This window comes from Streptomyces sp. NPDC048196, assembly GCF_040652715.1.
Taxonomy (GTDB): Bacteria; Actinomycetota; Actinomycetes; order Streptomycetales; family Streptomycetaceae; genus Streptomyces; species Streptomyces siderophoricus.
Window position 1 is genome coordinate 1 of the sequence record NZ_JBEZMM010000078.1, and the last position, 26,693, is coordinate 26,693.

24 protein-coding genes and 1 pseudogene are annotated in these 26,693 nt (G+C 72.6%); 4 read left to right on the plus strand and 21 right to left on the minus strand.

The features are described 5' to 3' along the window. Positions 1 to 174: 174 nt before the first annotated feature. The 15 genes from hypE to AB0E02_RS36925 all read right to left on the minus strand — a co-directional run bounded on the left by hypE (position 175) and on the right by AB0E02_RS36925 (position 16,668). Complete coding sequence (gene hypE / locus AB0E02_RS36855; RefSeq protein WP_362148368.1) at positions 175 to 1,164, minus strand: hydrogenase expression/formation protein HypE; 990 nt, start codon at positions 1,162 to 1,164, stop codon at positions 175 to 177. A 142-nt stretch (positions 1,165 to 1,306) separates the two neighbouring features. Then, on the minus strand, positions 1,307 to 2,431 hold the full coding sequence (gene hypD / locus AB0E02_RS36860) for a hydrogenase formation protein HypD (RefSeq protein ID WP_362148313.1): 1,125 nt from the start codon (positions 2,429 to 2,431) through the stop codon (positions 1,307 to 1,309). Beyond that, positions 2,428 to 2,751 carry a HypC/HybG/HupF family hydrogenase formation chaperone gene (locus AB0E02_RS36865; protein ID WP_362148316.1) on the minus strand — a complete coding sequence of 108 codons (324 nt, stop codon included), beginning with the start codon at positions 2,749 to 2,751 and terminating at the stop codon, positions 2,428 to 2,430. Before AB0E02_RS36865 ends, hypD begins: the two co-directional genes overlap by 4 nt. Positions 2,752 to 2,799: 48 nt before the next feature. Beyond that, positions 2,800 to 5,271 carry a carbamoyltransferase HypF gene (gene hypF, locus AB0E02_RS36870; protein WP_362148319.1) on the minus strand — a complete coding sequence of 824 codons (2,472 nt, stop codon included), beginning with the start codon at positions 5,269 to 5,271 and terminating at the stop codon, positions 2,800 to 2,802. After that, complete coding sequence (gene hypB / locus AB0E02_RS36875; protein WP_362148322.1) at positions 5,268 to 6,041, minus strand: hydrogenase nickel incorporation protein HypB; 774 nt, start codon at positions 6,039 to 6,041, stop codon at positions 5,268 to 5,270. The genes hypF and hypB overlap by 4 nt, the downstream gene beginning before the upstream one ends. 3 nt (positions 6,042 to 6,044) lie before the next feature. After that, positions 6,045 to 6,425, minus strand: coding sequence for a hydrogenase maturation nickel metallochaperone HypA (locus tag AB0E02_RS36880; protein WP_362148325.1), 381 nt, complete (start codon positions 6,423 to 6,425; stop codon positions 6,045 to 6,047). A gap of 266 nt (positions 6,426 to 6,691) precedes the next feature. Continuing rightward, positions 6,692 to 7,333 carry a hydrogenase maturation protease gene (locus tag AB0E02_RS36885; protein ID WP_362148328.1) on the minus strand — a complete coding sequence of 214 codons (642 nt, stop codon included), beginning with the start codon at positions 7,331 to 7,333 and terminating at the stop codon, positions 6,692 to 6,694. Continuing rightward, positions 7,330 to 8,748 (minus strand): hypothetical protein, encoded by a 1,419-nt coding sequence (locus tag AB0E02_RS36890; RefSeq protein WP_362148331.1) that lies wholly within the window; start codon positions 8,746 to 8,748, stop codon positions 7,330 to 7,332. Before AB0E02_RS36890 ends, AB0E02_RS36885 begins: the two co-directional genes overlap by 4 nt. Next, entirely contained in the window at positions 8,745 to 9,461 is a 717-nt protein-coding gene (locus AB0E02_RS36895; RefSeq protein ID WP_362148334.1) for a DUF6084 family protein, read from the minus strand. The genes AB0E02_RS36890 and AB0E02_RS36895 overlap by 4 nt, the downstream gene beginning before the upstream one ends. Beyond that, positions 9,458 to 10,126 (minus strand): DUF5947 family protein, encoded by a 669-nt coding sequence (locus tag AB0E02_RS36900; protein ID WP_362148337.1) that lies wholly within the window; start codon positions 10,124 to 10,126, stop codon positions 9,458 to 9,460. Before AB0E02_RS36900 ends, AB0E02_RS36895 begins: the two co-directional genes overlap by 4 nt. After that, the gene (locus AB0E02_RS36905) at positions 10,123 to 10,707 is read right to left on the minus strand and encodes a hypothetical protein (protein WP_362148340.1); all 585 of its coding nucleotides are present in this window, start codon (positions 10,705 to 10,707) and stop codon (positions 10,123 to 10,125) included. Before AB0E02_RS36905 ends, AB0E02_RS36900 begins: the two co-directional genes overlap by 4 nt. Continuing rightward, positions 10,704 to 12,488, minus strand: coding sequence for a nickel-dependent hydrogenase large subunit (locus tag AB0E02_RS36910; RefSeq protein WP_362148343.1), 1,785 nt, complete (start codon positions 12,486 to 12,488; stop codon positions 10,704 to 10,706). Before AB0E02_RS36910 ends, AB0E02_RS36905 begins: the two co-directional genes overlap by 4 nt. 108 nt (positions 12,489 to 12,596) lie before the next feature. Continuing rightward, a complete protein-coding gene (locus tag AB0E02_RS36915; RefSeq protein ID WP_362148346.1) occupies positions 12,597 to 13,685 on the minus strand; it encodes a hydrogenase expression protein HypE in 1,089 nt (362 codons plus the stop codon). 169 nt (positions 13,686 to 13,854) lie between these two features. Continuing rightward, positions 13,855 to 14,574 carry a DUF4232 domain-containing protein gene (locus tag AB0E02_RS36920; RefSeq protein ID WP_362148349.1) on the minus strand — a complete coding sequence of 240 codons (720 nt, stop codon included), beginning with the start codon at positions 14,572 to 14,574 and terminating at the stop codon, positions 13,855 to 13,857. A gap of 378 nt (positions 14,575 to 14,952) precedes the next feature. After that, complete coding sequence (locus AB0E02_RS36925) at positions 14,953 to 16,668, minus strand: 2-isopropylmalate synthase (RefSeq protein ID WP_362148371.1); 1,716 nt, start codon at positions 16,666 to 16,668, stop codon at positions 14,953 to 14,955. 504 nt (positions 16,669 to 17,172) lie between these two features. Here AB0E02_RS36925 and AB0E02_RS36930 point away from each other — a divergent pair. Further along, the gene (locus AB0E02_RS36930) at positions 17,173 to 17,862 is read left to right on the plus strand and encodes an FCD domain-containing protein (RefSeq protein WP_362148352.1); all 690 of its coding nucleotides are present in this window, start codon (positions 17,173 to 17,175) and stop codon (positions 17,860 to 17,862) included. Positions 17,863 to 18,110: 248 nt separating this feature from the next. On the opposite strand, the gene AB0E02_RS36935 is transcribed toward AB0E02_RS36930, so the two are convergent. The 3 genes and pseudogenes from AB0E02_RS36935 to AB0E02_RS36945 form a co-directional block, all read right to left on the minus strand. Further along, the gene (locus AB0E02_RS36935; RefSeq protein WP_362148374.1) at positions 18,111 to 18,821 is read right to left on the minus strand and encodes a carboxypeptidase regulatory-like domain-containing protein; all 711 of its coding nucleotides are present in this window, start codon (positions 18,819 to 18,821) and stop codon (positions 18,111 to 18,113) included. Further along, a pseudogene (locus tag AB0E02_RS36940) lies at positions 18,807 to 20,774 on the minus strand (MFS transporter); the annotation flags it as partial. The pseudogene AB0E02_RS36940 and the gene AB0E02_RS36935, both read right to left, overlap by 15 nt. A gap of 394 nt (positions 20,775 to 21,168) precedes the next feature. Further along, on the minus strand, positions 21,169 to 21,852 hold the full coding sequence (locus AB0E02_RS36945; RefSeq protein WP_362148355.1) for a ScbR family autoregulator-binding transcription factor: 684 nt from the start codon (positions 21,850 to 21,852) through the stop codon (positions 21,169 to 21,171). Between the two features lie 173 nt (positions 21,853 to 22,025). On the opposite strand from AB0E02_RS36945, the gene AB0E02_RS36950 reads away from it, so the two are divergent. After that, positions 22,026 to 23,009, plus strand: a complete 984-nt coding sequence (locus tag AB0E02_RS36950; RefSeq protein ID WP_362148358.1) for a ScbA/BarX family gamma-butyrolactone biosynthesis protein — start codon at positions 22,026 to 22,028, stop codon at positions 23,007 to 23,009. Between the two features lie 123 nt (positions 23,010 to 23,132). Next, positions 23,133 to 23,897, plus strand: a complete 765-nt coding sequence (locus AB0E02_RS36955) for an SDR family oxidoreductase (RefSeq protein ID WP_362148362.1) — start codon at positions 23,133 to 23,135, stop codon at positions 23,895 to 23,897. Positions 23,898 to 23,918: 21 nt separating this feature from the next. Here AB0E02_RS36955 and AB0E02_RS36960 read toward each other — a convergent pair whose 3' ends face one another. Continuing rightward, the gene (locus tag AB0E02_RS36960; RefSeq protein WP_362148378.1) at positions 23,919 to 24,440 is read right to left on the minus strand and encodes a methylated-DNA--[protein]-cysteine S-methyltransferase; all 522 of its coding nucleotides are present in this window, start codon (positions 24,438 to 24,440) and stop codon (positions 23,919 to 23,921) included. A gap of 100 nt (positions 24,441 to 24,540) precedes the next feature. Then, on the minus strand, positions 24,541 to 24,768 hold the full coding sequence (locus AB0E02_RS36965; protein WP_030417114.1) for a hypothetical protein: 228 nt from the start codon (positions 24,766 to 24,768) through the stop codon (positions 24,541 to 24,543). Between the two features lie 176 nt (positions 24,769 to 24,944). On the opposite strand from AB0E02_RS36965, the gene AB0E02_RS36970 reads away from it, so the two are divergent. After that, entirely contained in the window at positions 24,945 to 26,114 is a 1,170-nt protein-coding gene (locus AB0E02_RS36970; protein WP_362148379.1) for a cytochrome P450, read from the plus strand. Between the two features lie 219 nt (positions 26,115 to 26,333). On the opposite strand, the gene AB0E02_RS36975 is transcribed toward AB0E02_RS36970, so the two are convergent. Further along, positions 26,334 to 26,693: NAD-binding protein (locus AB0E02_RS36975; RefSeq protein WP_362148366.1), on the minus strand; the 360-nt coding region annotated here is incomplete at its 5' end.

Here is a 26,693-nt window from a genome sequence, read left to right on the forward strand (position 1 = left end):
TCCACGAACAAGGCCCCGGAGGTCCGTCACCGCACCCAACAACAACCCAGCCCGCCGCAGGCGCAACGGCGAACAACACCCGCGGCGCCGCAGACAGCCACGTGCGGCGGCGCCGCAAAGCGCAACGGCGAGCAACAACCGCGGCGGGACGGCCAACTACGTGGGAAAAAGGCGTCAGCAAATACGCGGCAACTGCTCCCCCAGCGGCAGGTCCACCACCCGGGTGCCCCCCAGGGGCGTGCGGGCCACGACCATGCCGGGGTGGGTGGCCACGGCCTCGCCGATGATCGCCGCGCTCGCGCCCAACGGGTGCCTCCGCATCGCGTCCAGTACCGCGTCGGCGTGTTCGCGCGGGACGAAGGCCACGAGCTTGCCCTCGTTGGCGACGTACATCGGGTCCAGCCCGAGGATGGCGCAGGCGTTGGCGACCGCGGGCGGTACCGGGACGGCGCGTTCCTCGATGACGATGCCGGTGCAGGACGCGGAGGCGATCTCACACAGCGCCGCGGCCAGGCCGCCGCGGGTGGGGTCGCGCAGGACGTGCAGGTCGGGGGTGACCGCCAGCATGGTCTCGACGAGTCCGCCGAGCGCCGCGCAGTCGCTCTCGATCTCCACGCCGAACTCCAGGCCCTCGCGGACGCTCATGATGGCCACGCCGTGCACGCCGATGTCGCCGCTGACGATCACCACGTCACCGGGGACGACGCGCTGCGGGCGGAGGTCGACGCCTTCCGGGATCAGACCGATGCCGGCGGTGTTGATGTAGACGCCGTCGCCGTGGCCCGCCTCGACGACCTTGGTGTCCCCGGTGGCCACCTCGACCCCGGCGATCCGGGCGGCCGCGCCCATCGCATCGGCGACGCCGGCGACCACCGGCATCTCCACGCCCTCCTCCAGGATGAAGCCGCAGGAGAGGTAGGCGGCCCGGGCGCCGCTCATGGCGAGGTCGTTGACGGTGCCGTTGACGGCGAGGTCGCCGATGCTGCCGCCGGGGAAGAACAGTGGACGGACGACGAAGGAGTCGGTGGAGAACGCCAGGCGGGCGCCGCCCAGGGAGACCGCGGCGGAGTCGCCGAGCTGGGCGAGGACCTCGCCGCCGAAGGCGGGCACGAAGATCTGCTGGACGAGTTCGGCGGAGAGCGCGCCGCCCCCGCCGTGCCCCATGACGACCCGCGGCTGGTCGCGCAGCGGGGTGGGGCAGGTCCAGCCGGAGATGTCGACGGTGGGCAGTCCGCGGTCGGCCGGGGTGGGGGCGTCGGCGGGGGCGTGGGACGCGTGCGACGTCGTCAGCGGGGTGTGCGGGGTGTCAGGCAACGGGGCTCGCCTCCAGCGGGGTGGGCGGGGTGCTGAGTCGGCGGTACAGGTAGTAGGCGGCGCACGCGCCCTCGCTGGAGACCATGGTGGCGCCCAGCGGGGTGCGCGGGGTGCAGGTGGTGCCGAACGCCTCGCACTGGTTCGGCTTGATGAGCCCCTGGAGGACCTCGCCGCTGCGGCAGGCGGCCGGTTCGCGGGTGGTGATGCCGTGGACGGAGAAGCGGTGTTCGGCGTCGAAGTCGCGGTAGCGCTCGGAGAGCCGCCAGCCGCTGGCGGGGATGGTGCCGATGCCGCGCCAGGTGCGGTCGGTGACCTCGAAGACGTCCTTGAGCATGGCCTGCGCGGCGGGGTTGCCCTCGCTGCGGACGGCGCGCGGATAGGCGTTGTCCACGGTGTGTTCGCCGCGCTCCAGTTGGCGCACGGTGCGGCGGATGCCTTCCAGGATGTCCAGGGGTTCGAAGCCGGTGACGACGATCGGGACCCGGAAGCGTTCGGCCAGTGCGGGGTACTCCGCCATGCCCATCACGCTGCACACATGGCCGGCGGCGAGGAACGCCTGGACCCGGCAGCTGGGCGAGTTCATGATCGCCTCGATGGCGGGCGGGACCCGGACGTGCGAGACCAGCATGCTGAAGTTGCGGATGCCGAGCTTGCGGGCCTGATGGACCGTCATGGCGTTGGGCGGGGCGGTGGTCTCGAAGCCGACGCCGAAGAACACCACCTCGCGGTCGGGGTTCTGCTGGGCGGTCTTCAGCGCGTCGAGCGGGGAGTACACCACCCGTACGTCGCCGCCCTCGCCGCGTACCTGGAACAGATCGCGGTCGCTGCCGGGGACCCGGAGCATGTCGCCGAAGGAGCAGAAGATCACGTCCGGGCGGGAGGCGATCTCCAGTGCCTTGTCGATCACCTCCAGCGGTGTGACGCACACCGGGCAGCCCGGCCCGTGGATCAACTCGACCTGTTCCGGGAGGAGTTGGTCGATGCCGTGCCGGATGATGGTGTGTGTCTGGCCGCCGCAGACCTCCATCAGGGCCCACGGCCGGGTCGCCGTGGCCCGGATGTCGTCCAGCAGCCGGCGGGCCAGCTCGGGGTCCTGGAATTCGTCGATGTACTTCACTTCCGCGCCTCCCGCGCCGTGTCGCCGCCGACGGCCGCAGGTGCGGCGCCCGCCTCCGCGGCCGCCGCCTCCCAGGGGTCGCCGAACTCCTCCTGGAGCAGCCCCAGTTCTTCGAAGAGGGCCAGGGTCTGGCGGGCCGAGTCCTCGTCCAGGCGCTGCAGCGCGAAGCCGACGTGGACGATCGCGTACTCGCCGACCCGGAGGTCGGGGACGTACTCCAGGCACACCTCCTTGACCACTCCGCCGAAGTCGACGGTGGCCATCCGGGTGCCGTCCCGTTCCTCGATGTCCAGTACTTTGCCGGGTACCGCCAGGCACATGGGCCTCTCCTCGTCATCAAGCGTCGTCCGCCGCGACCGCGGCGCCGTTCAGGGCACGCCCACCCCGCCGTGCACGGGTGCGGTGCGCGCCGCCACGACGATCTGGCCGAGCGCCAGGCCCCCGTCGTTGGGCGGGACCCGGCGGTGTCGCAGCACGGTGAAGCCGTCCTGGCCGAGCAGCCGGGCGGCGGCCTCGGCGAGCAGGGTGTTGGCGAACACCCCGCCGGTCAGGACGACGGTCGTCAGGCCCGCGCGTTCCCGGGCCAGCGCGCAGCAGCGCCGTACGAGTCCGGCGACCGCGGTGTGGAAGCGGGCGGCGATCAGTGCCGGTGCGGTGCCGGCCCGGAGGTCCGCGACGACGGCCGTGAGCAGCGGCGCCGGGTCGGCGACGGTGTCGGCGGCCGCGCGGTCCGCCGGGGCGTCGGGGCCGGCGCGCAGGGCGAAGGCGTAACCGGGTGCGGGGTCCTCGCCGGCGGTCAGGGCCGCGGCTTCGAGGGCGAGTGCGGCCTGTGCCTCGTATCCGGCGTGGTGGCAGACGCCGGCCAGGGAGGAGACCGCGTCGAAGAGGCGGCCCATGCTGGAGGTGGGTACGCAGTTGAGGTCGCGTTCGAGCTGCCGGGCGAGCAGCCGCCGTTCGTCGGGCGGGCAGGCGGTGACCGGCGGGAGGTCCGCGGCCCAGTCGATGCCGGCCGCGCGCAGGTGGGCCAGGGCCATCCGGTAGGGGCGGCGTACGGCGGTGTCGCCGCCGGGCAGCGGGACGTAGGCGAGGCGGCCGAAGCGGCGGTAGCCGTCGTAGTCGGCGAGCAGGATCTCGCCGCCCCAGACGGCCTGGTCGTCGCCGTAGCCGGTGCCGTCGAAGGCGACGCCGATGACCGGGTGGCTGCCGTCGAGGCCGTGTTCGGCCATGGCCGCGGCGATGTGGGCGTGATGGTGCTGGACGCGGACCAGCGGACGGCCGTCGGTGTGCCGCTGGGCCCACTGGCCGGAGCGGTAGCCGGGGTGCCGGTCGGCGGCGAGGAGCTGGGGGCGGACCCCGGTGACCGTCTCCAGGTGCGCCTCGGCCCGTTCGAAGGCGAGCTGGGTGGCGAGGTCGTCCATGTCGCCGATGTGCGCGGACAGCCAGGCGCGGCGGCCCTCGGCCAGGCAGAGCACGTTCTTCAGGTCGCCGCCGGTCGCGAGCGCGGGGCGGACCGGCACCGGGAGCGGGACCGGGAACGGGGCGTAGCCGCGGGAGCGGCGGACGAACAGCGGCTCGCCGTCGTCGGTGACCCGGACCACCGAGTCGTCGCAGGGGACGCGGATCTGGCGGTCGTGGGTGAGCCAGGCGTCGGCCAGTCCGGCGAGCCGCCGCACGGCGTCCTCGTCGTCGGTGACGATCGGCTCGCCGGCGAGGTTGCCGCTGGTCATCACGAGCAGCCGGGGGCCGTGGCGGTCGCCACGCCCGGGAGGGGCCAGGGGGTGCGGGTCGTCGGGCAGGCCGAGCAGCAGGTGGTGCAGCGGGGTGTACGGCAGCATGACGCCCAGGTCGGGGCTGCCGGGGGCGACGGCGGGGGACGGCACCGGCACGTCCGGGGCGGGTGCGGGGTGCGGGCTGCGGCGGAGCAGGACGATGGGGCGCTGGGGTCCGGTGAGCAGTGCGCGTTCCGCGGGTCGGATGCGTACCAGGTGGGCGAGGTCGTCGAGATGACGTGCCATCAGGGCGAAGGGTTTGTCGCCGCGGGCCTTGCGGCGGCGCAGCAGGGCGACGGCGGTGTCGTCGGTGGCGTCGCAGACCAGGTGGTAGCCGCCGAGGCCCTTGACGGCGACGATCGCGCCGGCGGCGAGCAGCTGCCGGGTGGCGGCGACCGGGTCGGGGTCCGGTGCGGGCCGCGGCGCGGCGGTGGGGTCGCCGGGGTCGGCGAGCAGCAGCCGCAGCCGGGGGCCGCAGTCGTGGCAGGCGATCGGCTGGGCGTGGAACCGCCGGTCGGCCGGATCGGCGTACTCCCGTGCGCAGCGCGGGCACATCGGGAAGCGGTCCATGGTCGTGCGGGCCCGGTCGTAGGGCAGCGCGGTGACGATGGTGAAGCGCGGACCGCAGTGTGTGCAGGTGATGAAGGGGTGGCGGTGGCGGCGGTCGGCCGGGTCGGCCAGTTCGGCCAGGCAGGCGTCGCAGGTGGCGGCGTCCGGCGCGACCAGGGTGCGGGAGGGGCCCTGGCCGTGGGAGGGCAGGATGCGGAATCCGGTGTCGCCGGTGGCGGTGAGGTCCTCGCCCTCCACGGCGTCGACGACGGCCAGCGGCGGCGCCTCGCCGGTGATCCGGGCGCCGAAGGCGGCGAGCGCGGCGGGCGGGCCCTCGACCTCGGCGAGCACGCCCTCGCCGGTGTTGGTCACATGACCGGCCAGGCCCAGTTCGGTGGCGAGGCCGTGGACGAACGGGCGGAAGCCGACGCCCTGGACGACACCGCGGACGGTGATCCTGCGGCGTGCGGTGACCGGGGCGGGGGCGCCCGCGGGGGCCCGGTCGACCTGCCCGGTGGTCATGAGCGGCTCGACGCCACGGTGCCGAGGTCGGCGGAGTGCTCGTCGCACGGCTGGGGTTCGCCGTCGTCGTGGACGTGGTGGGAGGTGCGGGTCATCACGGGGATGTGGACCGGTGCGCCCTCGCGGGCCGCCAGCGCCCGGTCCAGCAGCACGCCCTCGCCGACGCCTTGACGCACCGAGGTGAGGTGCACCTCGACGCCGGGGTTGACCCGTTCGACGTTGGCGCGGAACTCCTCCTCGTCGAAGGAGACCGCCTCGGCGATGTCGGTCTTGGTGACCACGACCAGGTGGGCGAGGCCGAAGGCGGTGGGGTATTTCAGCGGCTTGTCCTCGCCCTCGGTCACCGAGGCCAGCACCACCCGCAGGGTCTCGCCGAGGTCGTAGGAGGCCGGGCAGACCAGGTTGCCGACGTTCTCGATGAACAGCAGCCGGGTGTCGGCGGGGAGCCAGTCGTGCAGGTGCCCGCCGAGCATCTCGGCCTCCAGGTGGCACAGCCCGTCGGTGAGGATCTGTTTGACGGGTACGTCGGAGCGGGCCAGGCGGACCGCGTCGTTCTCGGTGGCCAGGTCGGCGGTGAGCGCGGCCACCGGGATGCCGCGCTCGCGGGCGAGGGTGAGTTCGCGCTCCAGGAGGGCGGTCTTGCCGCTGCCGGGGCTGGAGAGCAGGTTGACCAGCGCGGTGCCGCGGGCCGCGAGGTCCTCGCGCAGGGTGTGGGCGCAGGCGTCGTTCTTGGCGAGAACGGCCTGTTGCAGGTCGACGACACGGCACATGGTTCAGCGCTCCTGGGAAATCGGTGGGTGCGGCGCGGTGTCGTGCCAGCACACACGGACGATCTGCAGTTCACGGCCGGACAGCAGCTCGGTGTCGGTCCCGCCGCAGCCCGGGCAGGTGAGCTGCGGGGGCATGCCGGGCGGCCAGGTCCGGGCGCAGGCGCCGCAGCGGGCGCGGGCCGGTACCGGTTCGATGGCGAGTTCCGCGCCCTCCAGCGCCGTGCCCGCGCAGGCGAGCTGGAAGGAGAAGGTCAGTGCGTCGGGGACCACTCCGGCGAGTTCGCCGACCTGGAGGCGGACGCTGCGCACCGCGGTGGCCCCGGCGGGCCGGGTCGCGCCGTCGACCTGGTCGACGACCGCGAGCGCGATGGACATCTCGTGCATCGGTCCCTCTCTGCTGCGGGACTAATGGGTGCCGCCGGGCCGGTCCGCGGATCCGCGCGGGGCCGCCCCGGGCCCTTGGGATCATTAGACGGCGCGGGCGCGGGCGGGCCGGGGTGCCTCGCCGGGGCGGCGCTGCGGCGTCCTTCGTTCGGTGCAGCGCCGCCGCGGTCACATCGCGCGGATGCGCAGATAGCGCTTGATGTCGGGCAGGTTGCTCTTCAGGGCGAGGGCGAGCACGGCGGCGGCCGCCGTGCCGAGGATCAGTTTCAGCATCGGGTGGTGCTCCTCTCGGTGGTGTCCGCTTCGGTCTCCGCTTCGGTCTCCGCGTCCGCGTCGGTCTCCCCGTCCACGTCCACGTCTGCGTCTGCTTCTGCTTCTGCTTCTGCTTCTGTGTGCGCGTCGGCCGCGACCAGCCGCAGGATGAGGTCGACGGCCTCGTCGACGGCGGCCTCGACCGGGTCGCTCAGGCCGATCCCCTCGGCGATGTCGGCCGGTTCGCAGCCGACGACGAGGACGCGCCGGGGCGGGCGGCCACCGGTGCCGGCGCTGAGGGTGTCGAGCAGCGCGAGCACCGCGTCGGGGGTCATGTGGTGGGCGTCGAGGGCGGCGGCCCGCGGGCGCGGGGTGGCCGGTTGGGTGGCGTCGAGGAGGTGGACGGTGCCGGGTTCGGCGCCGCGGGCGGTGGCGTCGACGAGCAGCACCGTGTCGTAGCCGTCCAGCATCTGGTAGGCGAGGTGGACGCCCCGTACGCCGGTGTCGACGATCTCGACGCCGTCCGGGAGGGGGTGTGCGCCGAGCCGGCGGACGGCCTCGACGCCGAAGCCGTCGTCGCCGAGGAAGATGTTGCCGACGCCGGCGATCAGCGTCTTCTCGGGCGGCCGGGCGGCGCCGGCGGCGGGGGCGCTCACATGTCCTCCAGGGGAGCGAGTTCGTCGGGCTGGAAGTAGAGGAAGCGGCCTTGTTCGCGCCGGATGTCGGCGCCCGGGTCGTCCTCCAGCGTCACCGCGAGGTGCACCCCGCCGTCCACGTCGTGCAGCACGGCCTCGACGAGGGCGGTGCGGCCGTGCAGGAAGAGGTCCTGGGCGTCGGTGCGGCGCCGGCCGGGCTTCAGCAGCACCCGGCTGCCGGCGCCGACCGGCCGCCCGTCGATGCTGATCCGGTCGGTGGCGGGGTCGACGTCGCGGTCGCCGCCCGGGTCCCACCAAGGGGTGCCGGGGCGGGTGCCGGGCACGTCGGGGGCCTGGTTGCCGGGTGCCTCCGGGCCGGGACCGGTGACCTCGCGCAGCGCGCGTACGGCGCCGTGCAGCCGGTCGAGGACCTCGGGGGGCATGGTGTCGGCCAGTGCGATGACGTCGGCGGCGCGCGGGTCGGTGCCGCGGGCCTCACGTTTCTCCTGGTCGGTGAGGGCCGCGGTGCGCAGGGCGAGGATCTCGTCGATCTCCAGGGCGTCGTAGAGCGCGCCGGGGCTTTCGGGGGCGACGGCCGGGTGGTCCTCCAGGATGATCGGCGAGGACAGGACCACGTCGGCGCGGCCCGGTTCGCCGGCCAGCACCGGCCAGGTGTGTTCGTTGCGGCAGGTCGCGACGGCGGCCCGGGCCCATTCGGGCGGGTCGGTCTGGGACAGGAAGCGGCCGGCGCTCAGGCCGAGGAAGAGGTGGGCGCCGATCAGTGCGTGCGGCAGCGCTTCGGTCCGGTCCGTGGTGTCGGAGGGGGTCCAGTCGCCGGTGTTCTCGACGGTCGCGGTCAGCCGCAGTGCGGCGTACGGTCCGTCGAGCGGGCTCGCGGTCAGCCGGATCCGCCCGTCGATCCGGGCGCGGCGGCGCACCAGCCGGCCGATGAGGCGTCCGTCGGCGTCGTGCACCGGCTCGGTCTCCTCGCTCGCCGGCCGGGTGAACGGCAGGGTGCGGCCGGTGCCGGTCAGTTCGGTGACGGCGGCGTCGAGGGTGAGGCGTTCCTCGGTGGCCTCGTCCCAGGGGACCAGCACCCGGTCGGGCAGTTCCAGTTCGTCGACGGTCTCGAACTCGCCGTCGGGGCGCAGGCGTTGGACGGTGCGGCGCTGGGCGTGCAGGAACCGCAGTTCGGCCGAGAGCCGGGCGCCGGACTTGGGTTCCATCAGGCATTCGGTGCGCTGGTGGGCGTGCTCGGCGCCGGCGGCGGTCCAGCCGGGCGGGACGAGGACGCCGAACTGCCAGCGCAGCCGGTTCTTGGCGGCGGAGGCGCGGTACGGGTAGAGCACATAGCCCTCGAACAGCACGGCGTCCGCCACCTGGCGGGCGGCGGCGAAGCGGTCCGTCGTCCCGTCGGGCCGGATGCCGGTCGTCATGGGGCGGTCCTCTCGGCGAGCGGGCGGGCGGCGGTGCCGGGGAAGGGCCGTGCGTGCCGGGCGGGCGGCGGGGGTGGTGGGTCGTCGCCGGCCGCGGCGAGCAGCGCCTCGACGGCCTGTTGCCAGGAGGGCAGGGCGTGCCGGGAGCGGTAGGCGAGCAGCGCGTCGAGGGTGGTGCGGGGCAGCCGCAGCCAGCCGCAGCCCGGGAAGTGGGTCTCGATCATTTCCTGCCAGACCGTCACCGGCATCCGCACCTGCGCTTCCTTGTGCCAGGGGACGGGGTGGACCCGGAAGCCGCCGGCACCGGCGAAGACGGTGCCGGAGAACAGCAGCAGCAGCGGGACCTCGCCGTCGGCGAGTGCGTGGAAGTAGCGGCCGGCCGCGACGTCGAGGTCGTAGCTGCAGGGGACGGGCAGCTCGATCTCGGTGGTGCCGGTGAAGCCGGGGACGACGTGGGAGACCTGGGCGAACTGGAGGGGGTGCAGGGTGCTGCTCCAGCGGGAGCGGTCGCCGAAGAGGTCGGTGAGCGCCTCGGCCTCGTCGGGCCGGTAGTCGCGGCGGGCGGGTTCGATCCGGATCTGGCAGCGCAGCGCGACGGCGTGCACCCGGTCGGCGGGGTCGGCGGTGGACAGGCGCAGCCGGAAGAGGAGGGTGGGGGCGGCGGCGCGGCGGTCGGCGCGGACGCCGGTGCAGTCGAAGGTCAGCTCGGTCACGGCCGGTCGTCCTCCCTCGGCTCGCGGGCCCGGCGGGCGACCGTGGTGAAGAAGTCGGTGAGCGCGGCACGGGCTTCGGCGCCGCCGTCGAAGCCGTGCCACAACAGCCGCATCCGGCCGACGAGTTCGTAACAGATGTCGATCGGTACGAGGTAGCAGTCGGTGCGCTCGTCGGTGCGGCGCAGCAGCAGGGCCTCGACGTCGGGCCGGAGGAGCGGGGCGAGGCGGCTGCCCGCGAGCACGGTTTCCCAGGCGGCGGGGTCGAGTTCGCTCTCGGTGGCGCCGGCCGGGCTGGGGTAGAGCGCGACCAGCCGGTCCAGGCCGGTGTGGCGGAGGAAGAAGGCGACGCCGACGGGGATCCGCAGCAGGTCCCAGGCCGCCTCGTCGAGGGTGTGGCCGGGGTCGGTGAGATAGCGGTCGGGGACGGTGCGGAACCGTCCGCGGCCGGCGCCGGGCTGTTCGAAGAGCAGGGCGCAGGGCGTGCAGGCGCAGGCCAGGGCCCGGCGTTCGGTGTCGACGAGGTGGCGGTGGTTGTGGTCGGCGAGCACCACTCCGCACAGTTCGCAGCGTTCGGGGGTGGCCGGGGTCGGGGCGCGGAAGCGGCGCAGGCCGCGGTGGGCGGTGTGCGGTCCCAGGCGCGTGGCCACCGGCTGACGGCCGGTCATGAGGCGGTGGCAGGGGCCGGCGGCCGGCTGGAGATCTGCAGCAGGACCGGTTCGTCCGCGGCCGGTGCCGCCTCCCATTCGACGGTGCTGACCTCGGGGGCGAAGCTGCTGACCGCTGCTTCCACGGTCTGCCGGCCGGTTCCGTCCGCGCCGGAACAGCCGCAGCCGCCGGCGTCGGCCGCCCGCAGCCGCAGTGTGCCGGTGTCCGGGTCGAAGCCGGCGGCCTCGGCGGGGTGCCGGCCGCGGACGCTCTCCAGGGCCCGGCCGATGCGGGCCTCGGTGTCCTCGGGGTGCAGGTCGTGCAGCGCGAGCAGGCTGGTGACCAAGGGGTCGCCGAGCAGCGCGGTGCGCAGGGCGGGGTGCGGGCCGGCGCCGTCCGGCGTGCGCTCCAGGTGGTGCATGATGCGGGCGAGCCCGGCGCCGTAGAAGTCCATCAGGACGCGGACCAGTTCCTCGGCGGCGGCGCCGGTCTCGGGGTCGCCGTTCCCGGTGAGCCGGTCGAGCACTTCCTCGACGCGGCGGCCGGCCTCTTCGGCGCTCGGGGCGGCGGGCGGTGCCTGGCGGTCGGTGGGGGCGCTCATCCGGCCAGTCCGCTCAGCCCGGTGGGCACGTGCTCGGTCCGGATGGTCTTGCCGTCGCCGACGTACATGTGGACGCCGCAGGGCAGACAGGGGTCGAAGCTGCGCACCGCGCGCATGATGTCGATGCCCTTGAAGTTCTCCGGGGGGTTCTCCTCGAAGATGGGGGTGTTCTGCACCGCGTCCTCGTAGGGGCCGGGGGTTCCGTAGGTGTCGCGGGTGCTGGCGTTCCACGGTGTCGGCGGGTACGGGTGGTAGTTGGCGATCTTCCCGTCCCGGATGACCATGTGGTGGGAGAGGACGCCGCGGACCGCCTCGGTGAAGCCGACGCCGATGGACTCGTCGGGGACCTCGAACTTCTCCCAGGTCCGGGTGCGTCCGGCGCGGACCTCCTCCAGGGCCTGTTCGGCGAAGTGCAGCGCCATGGCGGCGGTGTACGCCTGGAAGTAGGTGCGGGCGCGGTTGCGTTCGAGGGCGTTGCTCCACTTGGGGATCCGCCACTCGAAGCGGGCCTCGGGGCGGGTCAGGCTGCGCGGCAGGTCGATGACGACGCTGTGGCCGGTGGCCTTGACGTAGGGGGTGTCGACGAGTCCGGAGAGCGCGGTGGACCACAGGCGGGCGATCGGGCCGCCGCCGGTGTCCAGCGCGAGGTGCTCCTTGCCGTCGAACCAGCGCGGGGACATCACCCAGCTGTACTTGTCGGCGAAGTCGCGCTTCTGCGGGGCGGGGATGGTGTGCTGGTTCCACGGGTGGCGGGCGTCGATCGGGTTGCCCAGCGGGTCGTGGGTGACGAACTTCTCCTGGTCCGCCCAGTCCTGGTAGTAGGAGCTGCCCAGCAGGATGCGGATGCCGAGGTTGATCTCGGTGAGGTCGTTGGTGACGAGCTTGCCGTCGACGATGATGCCCGGGGTGACGAACATCTTGCGGCCCCAGTCCGTCATGTTGCGGTAGGTGAAGTCGCAGTGGTCGGGGTCGTTGAACGCGCCCCAGCAGCCGAGCATCACGCGCCGCCGGCCGACCTCCTCGTAGCCGGGCAGCGCCTCGTAGAAGAAGTCGAAGAGGTCGTCGTGGAGCGGGACGACCCGCTTCATGAACTCGACGTAGCGCATCAGCCGGCTGAGGTAGTCGGTGAAGAGCTGGACGCTGGCGATGGTGCCGACGCCGCCCGGGTAGAGCGTGGAGGGGTGCACATGGCGGCCCTCCATGAGGCAGAACATCTCCCGGGTGTAGCGGCTGACCTGGAGCGCCTCGCGGTAGAACTCGCCCTCGATGGGGTTGAGGGAGCTCATGATGTCGGCGATGGTGCGGTAGCCGTGCTCGCCGGCGTGCGGGGCCTCGGTGCGCTGGGCGAGTTCCCAGACGCCCGGGTTGGTCTCGCGGACCATCTTCTCGCAGTAGTCGACGCCGACCAGGTTCTCCTGGAAGATGTTGTGGTCGAACATGAACTCCGCGGACTCGCCGAGGTTGATGATCCACTCCCCCAGGTGCGGCGGCTTGACGCCGTACGCCATGTTCTGGGTGTAGACCGAGCAGGTGGCGTGGTTGTCACCGCAGATGCCGCAGATCCGGCTGGTGATGAAGTGCGCGTCGCGCGGGTCCTTGCCGCGCATGAAGACGCTGTAGCCGCGGAAGACCGACGAGGTGCTGTAGCACTCCGCGACCCGCTTCTGCTTGAAGTCGATCTTGGTGTGGATGCCCAGGCTGCCCACGATCCGGGTGATCGGGTCCCAGGACATCTCCGTCAGACCGCTGCCGTCACCGGCCGCCTTAGTCGTCGGTGCCATCGTGTGTGCCGTTGCCCTTCTTCTGTACGCGGGAGGTGGGGTCGCACGGGGCGGCGGGGGTGCCGGACAGCGAGCGGGGCCGGGTCGGCCGCCGCACGGTCCGTACGGTCACCACGGCCGGCGGAATCCGGTGGTCAGCTGGTCGCCGCGGTGCCGCCACTTGGGTTCCTGGTCGACGGTCTTGGCCGTGATGTCGCGCAGGCGGCGGACGACCCCGCCGTACGCGGCGCTGGCGGTGCTGGAGAGCTTGCTGCCGGGCGGCTCGTCCATGAACGGCATGAACTTGTCGGGGAAGCCGGGCATGGTGCAGGCGATGCAGATGCCGCCGACGTTGGGGCAGCCTCCGATGCCGTCCATCCAGCCCCGCTTGGGCACGTTGCATTTGACCACGGGACCCCAGCAGCCGATCTTCACCAGGCACTTCGGCGAGTCGTAGGCGGTGGCGAACTGGCCCTGCTCGTAGTAGCCGGCGCGGTCGCAGCCCTCGTGGACGGTGGCGCCGAAGAGCCAGGTGGGCCGCAGCTGGTCGTCGAGCGGGATCATCGGGGCCGCGCCCACGGCCTGGTAGAGCAGGTAGACCAGGGTCTCGGCGAAGTTGTCCGGCTGGATCGGGCAGCCGGGCACGCAGACGATCGGGATGCCGGCCTTGGACTTCCAGTCCCAGCCCAGGTAGTCGGGCACGCCCATGGCGCCGGTCGGGTTGCCGGACATCGCGTGGATCCCGCCGTACGTGGCGCAGGTGCCGATGGCGACGACGGCGAGGGCCTTGGGGGCGAGCCGGTCGATCCACTCACTGGTGGTGATCGGCTGGCCGGTCTCCGGGTCGTCGCCGAAACCGCACCAGTAGCCCTCCGGCTTGATGGCCTCGTTGGGGACGGACCCCTCGATGACCAGGACGAACGGGTCGATCTCGCCGCGCTCGCCCTTGAAGAACCACTCGATGAAGGTGTCCGCGCCGCCGACCGGCCCGCATTCGAAATCGATCAGCGGCCAGTGGACGGCGACCTTGGGCAGGCCGGGCAGCACGCTGAGCGCGATCTCCTCGATGCTCGGCTGGGTCGCGTTCGTGAGCGACACCGAGTCACCGTCGCAGCTCAGGCCGGCGTTGATCCAGAGGATGTGGATCGGCGACTGGTCCTCGGTGGACGGCTTTCCGTCCGCGGCGGACTGGGGGGCCACGCTCGATGCTGCGGACATGGGATCTCCTCGGCGAATCTACAACGAAAGCCCCGTACAGGACTTCCGTTCACCTTGGTAACACCCCACGCGGTGCGCGGCCGGTTGTCCTGGGCCGTTGCGGTGAAGGCCCGGAAACAGGTCGAGGGCGCCCGGAGTACCGGGCGCCCTCGCAAAGCCGTGCCGTCCGTCAGCCCAGCGAACCGGCCTGCACCGCGGTCACGTCGAACCGGCCGCCGCACACCCGCAGGCCGCGGCTGCCGGTGGTCATCGACTCCTTGGAGCCGGGCGGGTAGACGAAGACGAGCTGCGAACGGCTCCAGCAGGGGGTGTCCGACACACCCTCGTTGACGGTGTGCAGCACGGCGTGCGCGCTCTGCCCCGGCTGGAGACGGACCGCACCGCCCGGGCCGCCCTCGCGGGTGGCGGGCTTGCCGACCGGCGAGCCGTCCCGTTGGATCAGCGAGACACCGGGGAAGCCGCGCAGCGTACAGGCCTTCTTGCCCTTGTTCGTGAAGACCAGGGGGTAGCGGATGTTGCCCGCGCCGATGTCGGAGGCGCCCAGCCGCAGCGACATGTTGGCGGCGGTGCAGCGGTCCGACGCCGTCATGACCGAGGCGCGCGACTCCGTGGTGCCCGGCACGTTGCCCTTCGCCTTGCTGCCGGCCGACGCCGAATTCGCCGAGGGCCGCTCGCCACCGGCCGACTGCTGGGTACCGCCGGTCGTGCTGCCGGACGCCTTGGCACCGCTCCCGGCCTCCTGGGAGGTGGCGGGTGCGGCGGCCGACGAGGGGCGGGAGGCGGCGCCGGTCCCGTCCTGGCAGGCGGTGAGCGTGAGCGCCGCGACGGCGATCAGCGATCCGGCGGCGACACGGCGGCCACGGCCGAGTGTCTGGGTGGTGAGCGACATGAGTGTCTCCCCCTCGTCAGGTAGGTGCGAGCTCGTCGTTTGGTTGCGTACGGTCCGTCCGTTGCTCTTCCAGCGTGGCCCCGGGCGCTGCCGGTCCGCTAACGAGGCACTAACACACCACTAACGAGCCGGCCCGGGCGGCGCGCCGATACCACCGGCACGTCTTTGACCAGCCGGGATTCCGGGGCGCCGCTCAGGCTTGCAGAAAATCCCCGAGTTGCGGACGCGGCACCACCGGATTCGGCCCACTTCCCCCGTCCCTGGTCGGCTCCGGTGGTCGGCGGACCGGCGACCGGGTTGCCGTAGACATCCCGGTTACCCCCGTTCGGCACCGTTACGCCCGCCCCCGGCGCCGGGGAGCCGGCCCGCAGCCGGGCGCTACTTCCGTTCCTCCCGACCCCGCTCCGCCCGGTTGACGGCCGCGAGCACGGCCCGCAGGGAGGCGGTCAGGACGGAGGTGTCCTGGCCCGCGCCCCAGTACGGGACGCCGCCGATGCGGCACCGCACGTAGGCGACGGCGGTGCTGTCCGGCCCGGAGGTGAGGGCGTGTTCGGCGTAGTCGAGGAGTTCGGCGGGGTGGCCGGCGGCCGCCAGCGCCGCGGTGAACGCGGCGAGCGGACCGTTGCCGGTGCCCTCGGCCTGCCGGGCGTCCGCGGGACGCCCGGCCCGGCCCAGCGTGCAGCGGATCCGGTGCTCGCCCGGCACGGGCTCGGTCGCGGTCCAGGAGTCCAGGGTCAGCGGCCCCTCCTCCCCCGGGTCGAGATAGCTGCCGCGGAACAGTTCCCACAGCTCCTTGGGGGTCGCCTCCTGCCCGCTGTCGTCGGTCGCCCGCTGGACCACACGGGAGAAGTCCGGCCGCATCCCGTGCGGCAGGTCCAGGCCGTGGTGCAGCCGCAGCAGATGCGCGATCCCCCCTTTGCCCGACTGGCTGTTGACCCGGATGACCGCCTCGTAACTGCACCCCAGATCCGCGGGGTCGACCGGCAGGTACGGCACCGCCCACGGCGCTTCGGACTCGGGTACGCCGAGTTCGGCGGCGCGCCGGGCGTGGTGGGCCAGGCCCTTGCTGATGGCGTCCTGGTGGGTGCCGGAGAAGGCGGTGTGCACCAGGGTGCCGGCATAGGGGTGCCGCGGGTGGACGGGCAGCCGGATGCAGTCCTCCACGGTGCGGCGCACGGTCGCGAGGTCCGAGAAGTCGATCATCGGGTCGACGCCCTGGGTGTGCAGATTCAGCGCGAGGGTGACCAGGTCGACGTTCCCGGTCCGCTCGCCGTTCCCGAACAGGCACCCCTCCACGCGCTGCGCCCCGGCCAGGACGGCGAGTTCCGCGCACGCCACGCCGGTGCCGCGGTCGTTGTGCGGATGCACGGAGAGCACGACCGCGTCCCGTCGCTCCAGATGGCGGTGCATGTACTCGATCTGGTCCGCGTACACATTGGGCGTGGCGACCTCCACCGTGGCCGGGAGGTTGTGGGTCACCGGGCGCTCCGGGGAGGCGTCCCAGAGCTCGGTCAGACCGTTGCAGATCTCCAGGACGAGATCGGGCTCGGTGAGGTTGAAGACCTCGGGCGAGAACTGGAACCGGATGTCGGCCTGCGGGCGGGCCGCGGCCAGCCGCGCCATCTGGGCGGCCGCGTCCCGCACCAGGTCGCGCACCTCCGTCCGGCTGCGGCCGAGGACCACCTCGCGCCAGGTGGGTGCGGTGGCCGTGTAGAGGTGCACGACGGTGCGCGGCAGCCCGTCGATCGCGGCGAAGGTCCGCTCGATCAGCTCGCGTCGGGCCGGGGTGAAGACGACCACGGTGACGTCGTCCGGCACCGCGCCGCTCTCGGCCAGATGGCGGACGAAGTCGAAGTCGGTGCGGCTGGCGGAGGGGTAGGCGACCTCGATCTCCTTGAAGCCCATGGAGACGAGCAGATCGAACATCCGGCGCTTGCGCGGGATGTCCATCGGTTCGGCGAGCGCCTGGTTGCCGTCACGCAGATCGACCGGCACCCACAGCGGGGCCCGCTCGATCCGGGCGGCGGGCCAGGCCCGGGCGGTACGCGGCACCTCGACGCGTTGGTGCGCGGGCCGGTAGCGGTGGGACGGCATCGCGCTGTGACGCTGCGGATTCCACACCGGCGCGTCGGCGGGGACGAGGCCGGCGGGCGTACGGAGGGTGGGGGCGAGGACGGGGGCGGCGGTGGGGGCCGGGGTGAGTACGAGGGAGGCGCCGGGGGCGGCCGTGGTGGCGGTCGCGGTGCCGGGGGCGGCGCCGGCGGCTGTGGTGCCTGTGCCGCTGGTGTCGGTGGCGGGGCGGGAGTTGCCGGTACTGCGGTCGGGGCTGGGCATCGCGCGGGAGATCTCGTGGGACATCGCGTTCCTTCACAGGAGCCGGAGGGAGACCGGCAGCACCGAACCCCGCGGCGGGGTGCCGGTCGCGTCAGGCCCCGCCACGGCGGCCGAGAAGGAGACCACGCAGCGTCATGCCGGGTACAGTAACCACACATCAACTCCTCAGACAACCTGAGGGGTTCGGAATGGAGATGTTCCGAACTGAGCGTTCGGAACTGAGAGTTCGGAACTGAGAGTTCGGAAGGTGCGAGGTATCACGGCATGCCGCTCGAAGCGCTCCGCCCCAGCCCCCTGGTCGAACAGGCCGCCCAGCGGCTGCGGGACCAGATCACCGGGGGCGACTGGCCGGTGGGCACCCGGCTTCCCGGTGAGACCACCCTGGCCAAGACCCTCGGCGTCGGCCGCTCGACGGTCCGCGAGGCCCTACGGGCGCTGGCCGGTGCGGGGCTGGTCCAGCCGCGGCAGGGCGCCGGGGTGTTCGTGATCGCGACCGAGCCCACCGAGGACTGGCCCACCCGGCTGCGCCGCGCGGCCGTCGGGGACGTGTACGAGGTCCGCGCCATGGTGGAGGTACAGGCCGCCCAACTGGCCGCCATCCGGCGCACGGACGACGATGTCGCCGCCTTGCGCGCCGCCCTGGAGGGCCGCCGTACCGCCGCCGGGTCCGATACCGCGGCGTTCGTGGACGCGGACATCGCCCTGCACGCGGCCGTCGTCGCGGCCGCGCACAACCCCGTACTGATCGATCTCTTCACCGAGTTCGTGCCCGCCCTGCGCCAGGGTCTGATCGACCTCGTCGAGCTGCTGGACCTGCGCGGACGGGACCCGCAGCCGGGCGACGCCCGGCACGCGGCGCTGGTCGACGCCGTCGCGGACGGCGACGGCACGACGGCGAGCCGGATCCTCCGGGAGGAATTCGACGAGACCCTGCGGCAGTTGGCGGAACGGTGAAGGGCGAACGTGCGGGCCGGGCCGGTACGCCCTCCCCGCTCAGCTGTCTGTGGCGGAAGGCTGGAGGGCGGGGCCGGACGGTCGGAGGCCGGGGCCGGAGGGTCGGAGGCCGGGGCCGGACGGTCGGAGGCGGGGCCGGAGGGTCGGAGGTCGCGGGCGGACGGTCGGAGGTTGGTCGCTGCCAGTTGGGGGTCGGGGGTGGAGGGCTGGAGACCGGCGGCGGACGGCTGGAGACCGGGGCTGGAGGGTCAGAGGCTGGGGCCGGACGGTCGGAGGTCGGTCGCTGCCAGTTCGGGATCGGGAGCGGACGGTCGGAGGTCGGTCGCTGCCAGTTGGGGATCGGGAGCGGACGGCTGGAGGCCGGTTGCTGCCGGCTGAAGACCGGCGGCGGACGGCTGGAGGTCGGGGGCGGACGGCTGGGGGCCGGTCGGTGTCGGCTGGGTGAGGGTCAGGTCGTGGGTCTGCTCGGCGCCACCGGGGAGGGATATCGGTGTGGCGTGCGGCGGATAGCCGGCCGCGGTGAGGGTGTACCGGCTCCCGCTCAGGCCGGCGAAGGCGAATGCGCCGTCCGGTCCCGTGACGGTGTGCCCGGTGACCGTGCCGTCCGCGTCTGCGAGAAGGGTCACCGCGGCGTCGGCCAGCGGGCGGCCGCCCGGCCCGCGTACCGTGCCGCGGACGGTGGCGGCCGGCCGCAGCCGGACGTCCTGCCGTTCCCGGCCGGCGTCACCGGACACGTCCACCGCACGGGCCTGCGGCTGGTGGCCGGGGGCGCTGAGGACCAGGGTGTAGCTGCCGGGCGGGAGTTGGGTTACCTCCCACCGCCCGTCGGCCCCGGCGGCCGTACGGGCCACCACCTCGCCCGCCGCGTCGGTGACGACGATGCCGCCGCCGACGAGCGGGGTGCCCTCGGATCCGCCGCGCAGCGTGCCGTGGAGCCGGCCCCTGACGGTGAGCAGCAGATCGGTCTCGACGGTCGTACCTGCTCCGCGGTAGGTCGCGGAGGCGGCGTACGGGGCGTGTCCGGGTGCGGCGCCGGTCAGGACGTACGTGCCGGCCGCCGGGGCGGCGAGCGCGTACCGCCCGTCGGACGCGGCGGTGGTGACGCCGGCCTGCCGCCCCTGGTGGTCGATCAGCGTGACGCTCGCACCGGGGACCGGCCCGCCGTGCGACCCGAGGACCCGGCCCCGGAATCCGGGCCGGGGCCCGGACGCGGCCCCGCCTTCCTTGCTGCCCCGGCCGGCCCCGCGATCGGCGTCCTCCCCGTCGCCCTGGTCCGTCCCGCAGTCGGTGTCGATGTCGATGTCGCTGCCCCGTTCCGTCCCGCGGTCGGCGTCGATGTCGCTGCCCCGGCCGGTCCCGTGGTCGATGTGGTCCTCGCTGACCTCACCTGGCCCGTGCTCGGCATCGTCCGTGCTCTGGGCCGACAGGGTCGGCCGGGACGGCTTGCGCGGTGACGGCAGGAAGGAGGCCAGCGCCACGCCGAGGACGACCGCGGCCGTGGCGATCAGGAAGGAGACCCGGAAGCCGGCCATGGTGGGCACCGTGACCGGGCCCATCCGCTGGGACATATGGGCCAGCACCATGCCGATCACCGCGCTGGACACCGAGGTGCCGATCGAACGCATCAGGGTGTTCAGGCCGTTGGCCGCGCCGGTCTCGGAGGCGTCGACGGCGCCGATGATCAGCGCGGGCAGCGAGGAGTACGCCAGCCCGATGCCGGCGCCGACGACCACGGCGATGATGACGGTCTGCCAGGCGGCGTCCATCAGGCCGATGCCCGCGCCGTATCCGACGGCGATGACCAGCATGCCCAGCAGCAGCGTCGCCTTCGGGCCGCGACGGGCCGCGATCCGCGCGTACACCGGCGCGACCAGCATCATGGTCAGCCCCAGCGGCGCCATGCACAGGCCGGCCACCACCATGGACTCGCCCAGGCCGTAGCCGGTCGACTCGGGCAGCTGCAGCAGCTGCGGCAGCACCAGCGAGATCGCGTAGAAGGCCACCCCGACCGTGATCGAGGCGAGGTTGGTCAGCAGCACCTCGCGGCGGGCGGTGGTGCGCAGGTCCACCAGCGGGTCGGCGATGCGCAGTTCCATCACGCCCCACAGCACCAGGACCAGCACCGCGATCCCGAACAGCCCGAGGGTGGTGGGTGAACTCCAGCCCCAGTCACTGCCCTTGGTGATCGGCAGCAGCAGTGCCACCAGCCCCGCGGAGAGCCCGACGGCGCCCGCCACGTCGAAGCGGCCCGGGGCGCGGACCGGCGTCTCGGGCACGAGGAGCAGGGTGAGCAGGATGGAGAGCACGCCGAGTCCGGCGGCTCCGAAGAACAGGCTGTGCCAGTCGGCGTGTTGGGCGACGAGGGCGGCGACGGGCAGCGCGAGTCCGCCGCCGACGCCGATCGACGAGCTCATCAGGCCCATGGCCGAGCCGAGCCGTTCGCGCGGCAGCGCGTCCCGCATGATGCCGATGCCGAGCGGTATCGCGCCCATGGCGAAGCCCTGCAGCGCCCGGCCGACGATCATCGTGACCAGGTCGCTGGTGAACCCGCAGACCAGCGAGCCGACGACCATGACCGCGAGGCTGGTCAGCAGCATCCGCCGCTTGCCGTAGAGGTCACCGAGCCGTCCCATGATGGGGGTGGCGACGGCACCGGCAAGGAGGGTGGCCGTCATGACCCAGGTGGCGTTGCTCGGTGCGGTGCCGAGAAGCACCGGCAGGTCCTTGATGACCGGTACGAGCAGCGTCTGCATCACCGCGACGACGATGCCGGCGAAGGCGAGGATCGGGACGAGGGCACCGCCGGCTCTGCGCTGTCCGTCCGCGGCCGGTCCGGACACCGCGGGGGCCTCGGTGGCGCCCACGGCACCCACGGCCCTTCCGGGGAGCTGATCCGTCGTCGTCTGCGTCATACGTGCGGCCTCCAGGCGGCGGAAGGACTGTCGTCTCAGAAATCGTGAGAAGCGTGCGAAGTCGTGAGAAGTCGTCAAGGAACGGGGCAGGGCGTCGACACGGCGAGCCCTTGATACGTGCATGACGAACGTTTCAACTCGGCGGCCTATTCCGCACGTCGGGAGGCATCCGCAGCACCGCACGGTGATCTGCCTCACGCCGCCCACCGGACCGCCGAGAACCAGTGAAGCGCACACCACTGACAATCCGACGCACGAAGAAGGCGCCACGGCTTTTCCGCGACACCTTTCCGAGGTCTTCGCAATGCGCCCTCGGGGATCACACACCGCACGCGCGGTATGTTCCTGCACCCCAAAAGGGGGCGTGCATCCGAATATGTCCTGTTGGTGAGCCTCAGCTCGCGACGGCGTTCAGCCCGGCACCGGCTGCCGCACCCGTCTTCGCCCGCTGAAGTCCGGCGTCCAGCTCCTCCCCGCGCCCCGGGTCCAGGTTCAGCCTGGCGAGGATGGCCGGCACCGCGATGCTGGGCAGGGTGTGCTGGAAGAAGACGGTCAGCCGGTAGCAGAGGTCGGCCTGGTTGGTCAGCGCATGGGACATCATCTGGATACCGGCGAATGCGCCGACGAACAGCTCGGCAGTCTCACGGACGACGACGCTCTCCAGGATCTCGCCGCGCTCCCTCGCGTCGTTCAGCAGGCCCTCGACGAACACGGTCCACGAGATCATCGACCGCTTGCGGTCCAGATGGTTGGAGCCCTGCTCAACCGCCAGGCGGGCCGCGCCGCGCTGCATCGGGTCGCTCCGCAGCCGGAACGCCAGAACCTGGCCCGAGTCGACGAATTCCTGCAGCTTGATCTTCTGCGGCTCCACGGCGATGTCGGTCACATGCTCTTCGAGCACGGCAAGCGCCAGCTGCTCCTTGGAGGCGAAGTGGAAGTACAGGGCACCCTTCGTCACACCGGCACGCTCAAGGACTTCGGCGATCGTGGCGCGGTCGTAACCCTGCTCGTCAAAGACTGACGCAGCCGCCTCCAAGATCACTCGGCGGGTCCGGATCGCACGGTCCTGTTGTGCCACAGGACGCCTCCTGCCTATCGAAGCTTCAAGTTCCGCACATGCTGGTTACTGCTCAATTTGCGGCGTCACCAGCCTATTTCCTCTTTCCCCCAGCCCGGCATTGAAAATAAAACCGGATGGTACGTATCTTAACAGCGATGGACCTCATCCCGTGGAGACGCCTGGGGGCAGTAATGAGCGAAGCGTTGCACGTCAGCGGCACAGTTCAGCACCGGGCCCCGCAGCAGATGCACCGGACCCGCAGTCAGCGCGCCGCGTCCCCGGCCCTTCCCGGTGCGCAAGTCCGCCGCGAATTCGTGCACCGCCCGCTCGTCGACGACATTCTGGTCACGGGCTGGCGCCGAGTGGACGATCTGCACTTTTCCGTCGCCGCTCAGTGGCCCCAGGAACACGGGTATTTCACTCCCGACCACAGTCGCCCTCCCCTGATCCTCACCGGCGAGACCATCCGTCAGGCGGGACTGCTGCTGTCCCACACCGAACTCGGCGTGCCGGTCGGCCACCACTTCATCCTGGGGGACCTGACCTTCACCACGGACGCCCAGCACCTCGAGACCGCGAGCGGGCCGACGCCCCTCACGATCGACGTCACCTGCAGCAAGATACGGATGCGGGCCGGCACGCTGATCAGCGGTCGCTTCGACATGACCATCCGGGGCGCGGGCCGGATCGTGGCAACGGGCCACTCCCACGTCACTGTGACCTCACCCGCCGTATACGGCCGGATCCGCGGCGAACGGCTGACCGCGCGGCGCGCCCTCGGGCCGCTCCCCACCTCCGTCCCGCCCCGGCTGACCGGCAGCGCCACGGAGCGCGACGTCCTGCTGTCCCCCACCGACCGTCCCGACCGATGGCTGCTGCGGGTCGCGACCGGCCACGCCGCGGTCGTGAATCCGGCGAACGACCATGTGCCGGGCATGGTTCTGCTCGATGCGGCACAGCAGGCCGCCCACGCCCTGACCGCGCCGGGCCCCTTCGTCCCGTACTCCTTCGGTACGGAATTCCACCGCTACGCCGAGCACGGAACGCCCTGTGTGATCGAGGCGCGCCAGGTCCCGTCGGCGCTACCCTGCACAACAACGGTCCAGGTCACCGGCGTGCAGGACGGTGAGTCGGTATTCGTCTCGACCCTCACGGCTCTGGATGCCCGCGACTGAACCGACTGCTCATCTGCCGCAGACACCGGGCACCATCGCGTCCGCCTCTCCGCATACGGTTGCGATCCGCACCGCTGTCGCAGCATCGGCAGCACGCCCGCCTACACAGAAGGCCAGAGATTCATGGGTGACCTCAAAGGAAAGACCGCGCTGGTGACCGGCTCCAGCCGGGGAATTGGCCGGGGCATCGCCCAGCGCCTTGCTGACGACGGTGCTCTGGTCGCCGTCCACTACGGCACCAATGAGAAAGCAGCCAAAGAAACGGCCGAAAGCATCGCCGGCGCCGGGGGCCAGGCCTTCACGATCGGCGCGGAACTAGGGGTTCCGGGCGATGCCGAAGCTCTCTTCGCCGCCTTCGACGCCGAACTGGCCGCTCACGGCGCGGAACCCGGTCTCGACATCCTCGTGAACAACGCAGCAACCAGGTTCTCAGGACGCATAGACACGGCCACGGAGGAGGAGTTCGACCGCACCATCGCGGTCAACGTCAAGGCACCGTTCTTCATCATCCAGCACGGTCTGCGCCGGATACGGGACGGCGGACGCATCATCAACATCTCGTCTGCGGTCACGAGTACGGCACACCCGTCGTCCATTGCCTACAGCGTCTCCAAGGGCGGACTCGACACGCTCACCCTGACGCTCGCCAAGGATCTGGGCGAGCGCGGGATCACGGTGAACACCATCGCTCCCGGCTGGGTCGAGACCCATGTGACCGCAGCGCGGACGGCGACGCCCGAGGGGCGAGCGGCGCTGGCGGCGTACTCCGTCTTCAATCGCATCGGCCGCCCCGCCGACATCGCCGACGTCGCCGCGTTCCTCGCCTCCGACGACTCCCGCTGGATCACCGGGCAGCGCATCGACGTCACCGGCGGTTCCATGCTCTGAGCGCGGCGCCCGCCGGCGGGGTCAGAGCGGGCGCGGTGCGGCGCCCTCCAGGCCGAGCAGCCGCCGCTTGCTCTCCGGGCCGGCCGCGTAGCCCGAGAGCGAGCCGTTCGCGGCGATCACGCGGTGGCAGGGCCGCACGATCAGCAGCGGATTGCGGCCGATCGCGGTCCCCACCGCACGGACCGCCGCCGGCGCCGCCCCGATCGCCTCGGCGACCCGCCCGTAGGTGGTCGTGGTGCCGTACGGAACGGCCTCCAGGGCCTGCCAGACGCGCCGCTGGAAGGCGGTGCCGCGGGTGGCCGCGGTGTCGGCGTACTCGATGTCGAAGCGGGTCAGCGTCCCGTCAAAGTAGGCCCGCAGCTGCCGCGCGATCCCGTCGAACGCGGCGGGGTCGCGGACCCAGCCGTCCTGCACGGCCGCACCGCCCTTCTGCCCGGGCAGGGACAGCGAGACGAGCGCGGTTCCGCCCGGTGCGGTGGCCGACTCCTCCCCGACCAGCAGGAGTTCGCCCAGCGGGCTGTCGAGGTGGGTGTAGAGCGTCATGAGTGTCACGGAAACCACTGTGCCGCAGGTCGCAGGCGTGCACCGGCGGAAATCGGACGTCGTGCTGCGGAGCGACGCGGCCCCGGGCCCGGCCGGTGGCTCAGGCGGACGGCATCGGCCAGTCGTCCAGCGAACCGCCCCGCCATTCGACCAGCCGTGGGTCGTCGAGCCGGATGTCCTCCGCCGGGCCGGCGACACCCGCACGGCGGAGGAATTCGGCGACGTCGCCGCGGCCGTGGGCCAGGCCGACGATCTGCCCACGCACGGTCACCCGTCGTCCACCGGACGGTGTCGGCGGGTGCACGATGACTGGCGGGTGCTCGGTCATGCCTCCAGCGTGCGACGGGCGGCGCACTCCCGCACGTCGACCGCCCCCAGGGGCAGCAATCGTTGCCCACGCAAGGAATGGTTGCGTTACGGGGACTGCGTACCAGGACCTCCCGACGGAGAAGCCCCACAAGGAATGGTGTTGCCGTGCAGACAAACGCCTCGGGAGCGGATCTCCTGGCCTCACCGGAGTACTTCCGTGACCCGTATCCGCTGCTCGCCGCCGTGCGGTCGGGCGGTCCCGTCCAGCGGATCAGGACCGGGAACGGCCGGACGACATGGCTGGTGACCGGCTGGGCGGAAGCGCGGGCGGCGCTGGCCGACGCCCGGCTGTCGAAGGACACCGCCCGCTACTTCGCCGATCGGCCGAGCACCCGCAATCTGGCCCCGGCGGTCAGCCGCACCCTGCTCGCGACCGACCCGCCGGACCACGGCCGGCTGCGGAAACTGGCGATGACGGCGTTCACCCCGGCGGCCGTCGCCCGCCTGGAACCCCGCATCCGGGTGCTGGCCGGGGAACTGGCCGACGCCCTGGCGGAACGGGACGAGCCGGATCTGATCGAGGGCTTCGCGGTGCCGCTGCCGATCGCCGTGATCAGCGAGCTGCTGGGGATCCCCGAGCCGGACCGCGCGGCGGTCCGGCGCTGGTCCGACGAGCTGTTCGCCGCGGCCGCCCCGGACACCGTGGACCGTGCGTCGCACGCCCTGAGCGGCTATCTGACCCGGCTGATCGCGGACCGGCGCGCGGCCCCCGGGGAAGACGTCCTCAGCGGGCTGATCGCCGCCCGGGACGACGGCGATCGGCTCTCCGAGCCCGAACTGGTCTCGCTGGCCGCCCTGTTGGTGGTCGCCGGGCACGAGACGACGGCCAACCTCATCGGCAACGGGATGGTGACCCTGCTCCGTGACGATGCCCTGCGCGCCCGGCTCCGGGCCGACCCCGGGCTGCTGCCCGCCGCGGTCGAGGAATTCCTGCGCCATGACGGCCCGCTGACCGTCGCGACCTTCCGCTACGCCACCGAACCGCTGGTCCTCGGCGGCGCCACGATCGCCGCGGGCGATGTCGTCCAGGTCGCGCCCGGCGCCGCCAACCGCGATCCGGCACGGTTCGACGCACCGGACTCCGTACGACTCGGCCGCGCGGGTGGGCACCTCTCCTTCGGGCACGGCCCGCACCACTGCCTCGGCGCGGCACTGGCCCGCGTCGAGGCCCGGATCGCGTTCGAGGTGCTGCTGACGCGCTGGACCGACATCCGGCCCGCGGGCCACGGACCGGACGCGGTGGAATGGCGGCGCACGCGTCTGATGCGCGGACCGGCGCGCCTGCCGGTGACATTCGTCCGCTGACTCGACGGGGAGTCGGGAACGGGGAACCGGGAGCAGGGACTCCACGGGGAGTCGGGAGCGGGGAATCCACGGGGAGTCGGGAGCGCGGGGACTCCACGAAGGGCCGGAGCGCGGACTCCACGAAGGCGTGGGACATGGGCATACCGGCGCCGCGACCGCAGTGCGGCGGTCGCGGCGCCGGCCGTTCCGGGACCGTCGCGGGACGTGCCGCGAACCGGCTCAGCCTTCGGTCGGGTAACCGGAGAGGCGTTCGACGCCGCGGAGGAGGGCGGAGTGGTCCAGGCCGCCGTCGCCCTGGGCGCGCAGGGAGGCGACGAGTTGGGCGACGACGGAGCCGACGGGCAGGGCGGCGCCGACGGTGCGGGCGGCGTCGGTGACGATGCCCATGTCCTTGTGGTGCAGGTCGATGCGGAAGCCGGGGGCGAAGTCGCGGGTTTTGAAGTTGTCCTTCTTGCGGGTCAGGACGGTGGAGCCGGCAAGGCCGCCGTTGAGGACGTCCAGGGCGGCGGCGAGGTCGACGCCGGACTTCTCCAGGAAGACCACGGCCTCGGCGCAGGCTTGGATGTTGACGGCGACGAT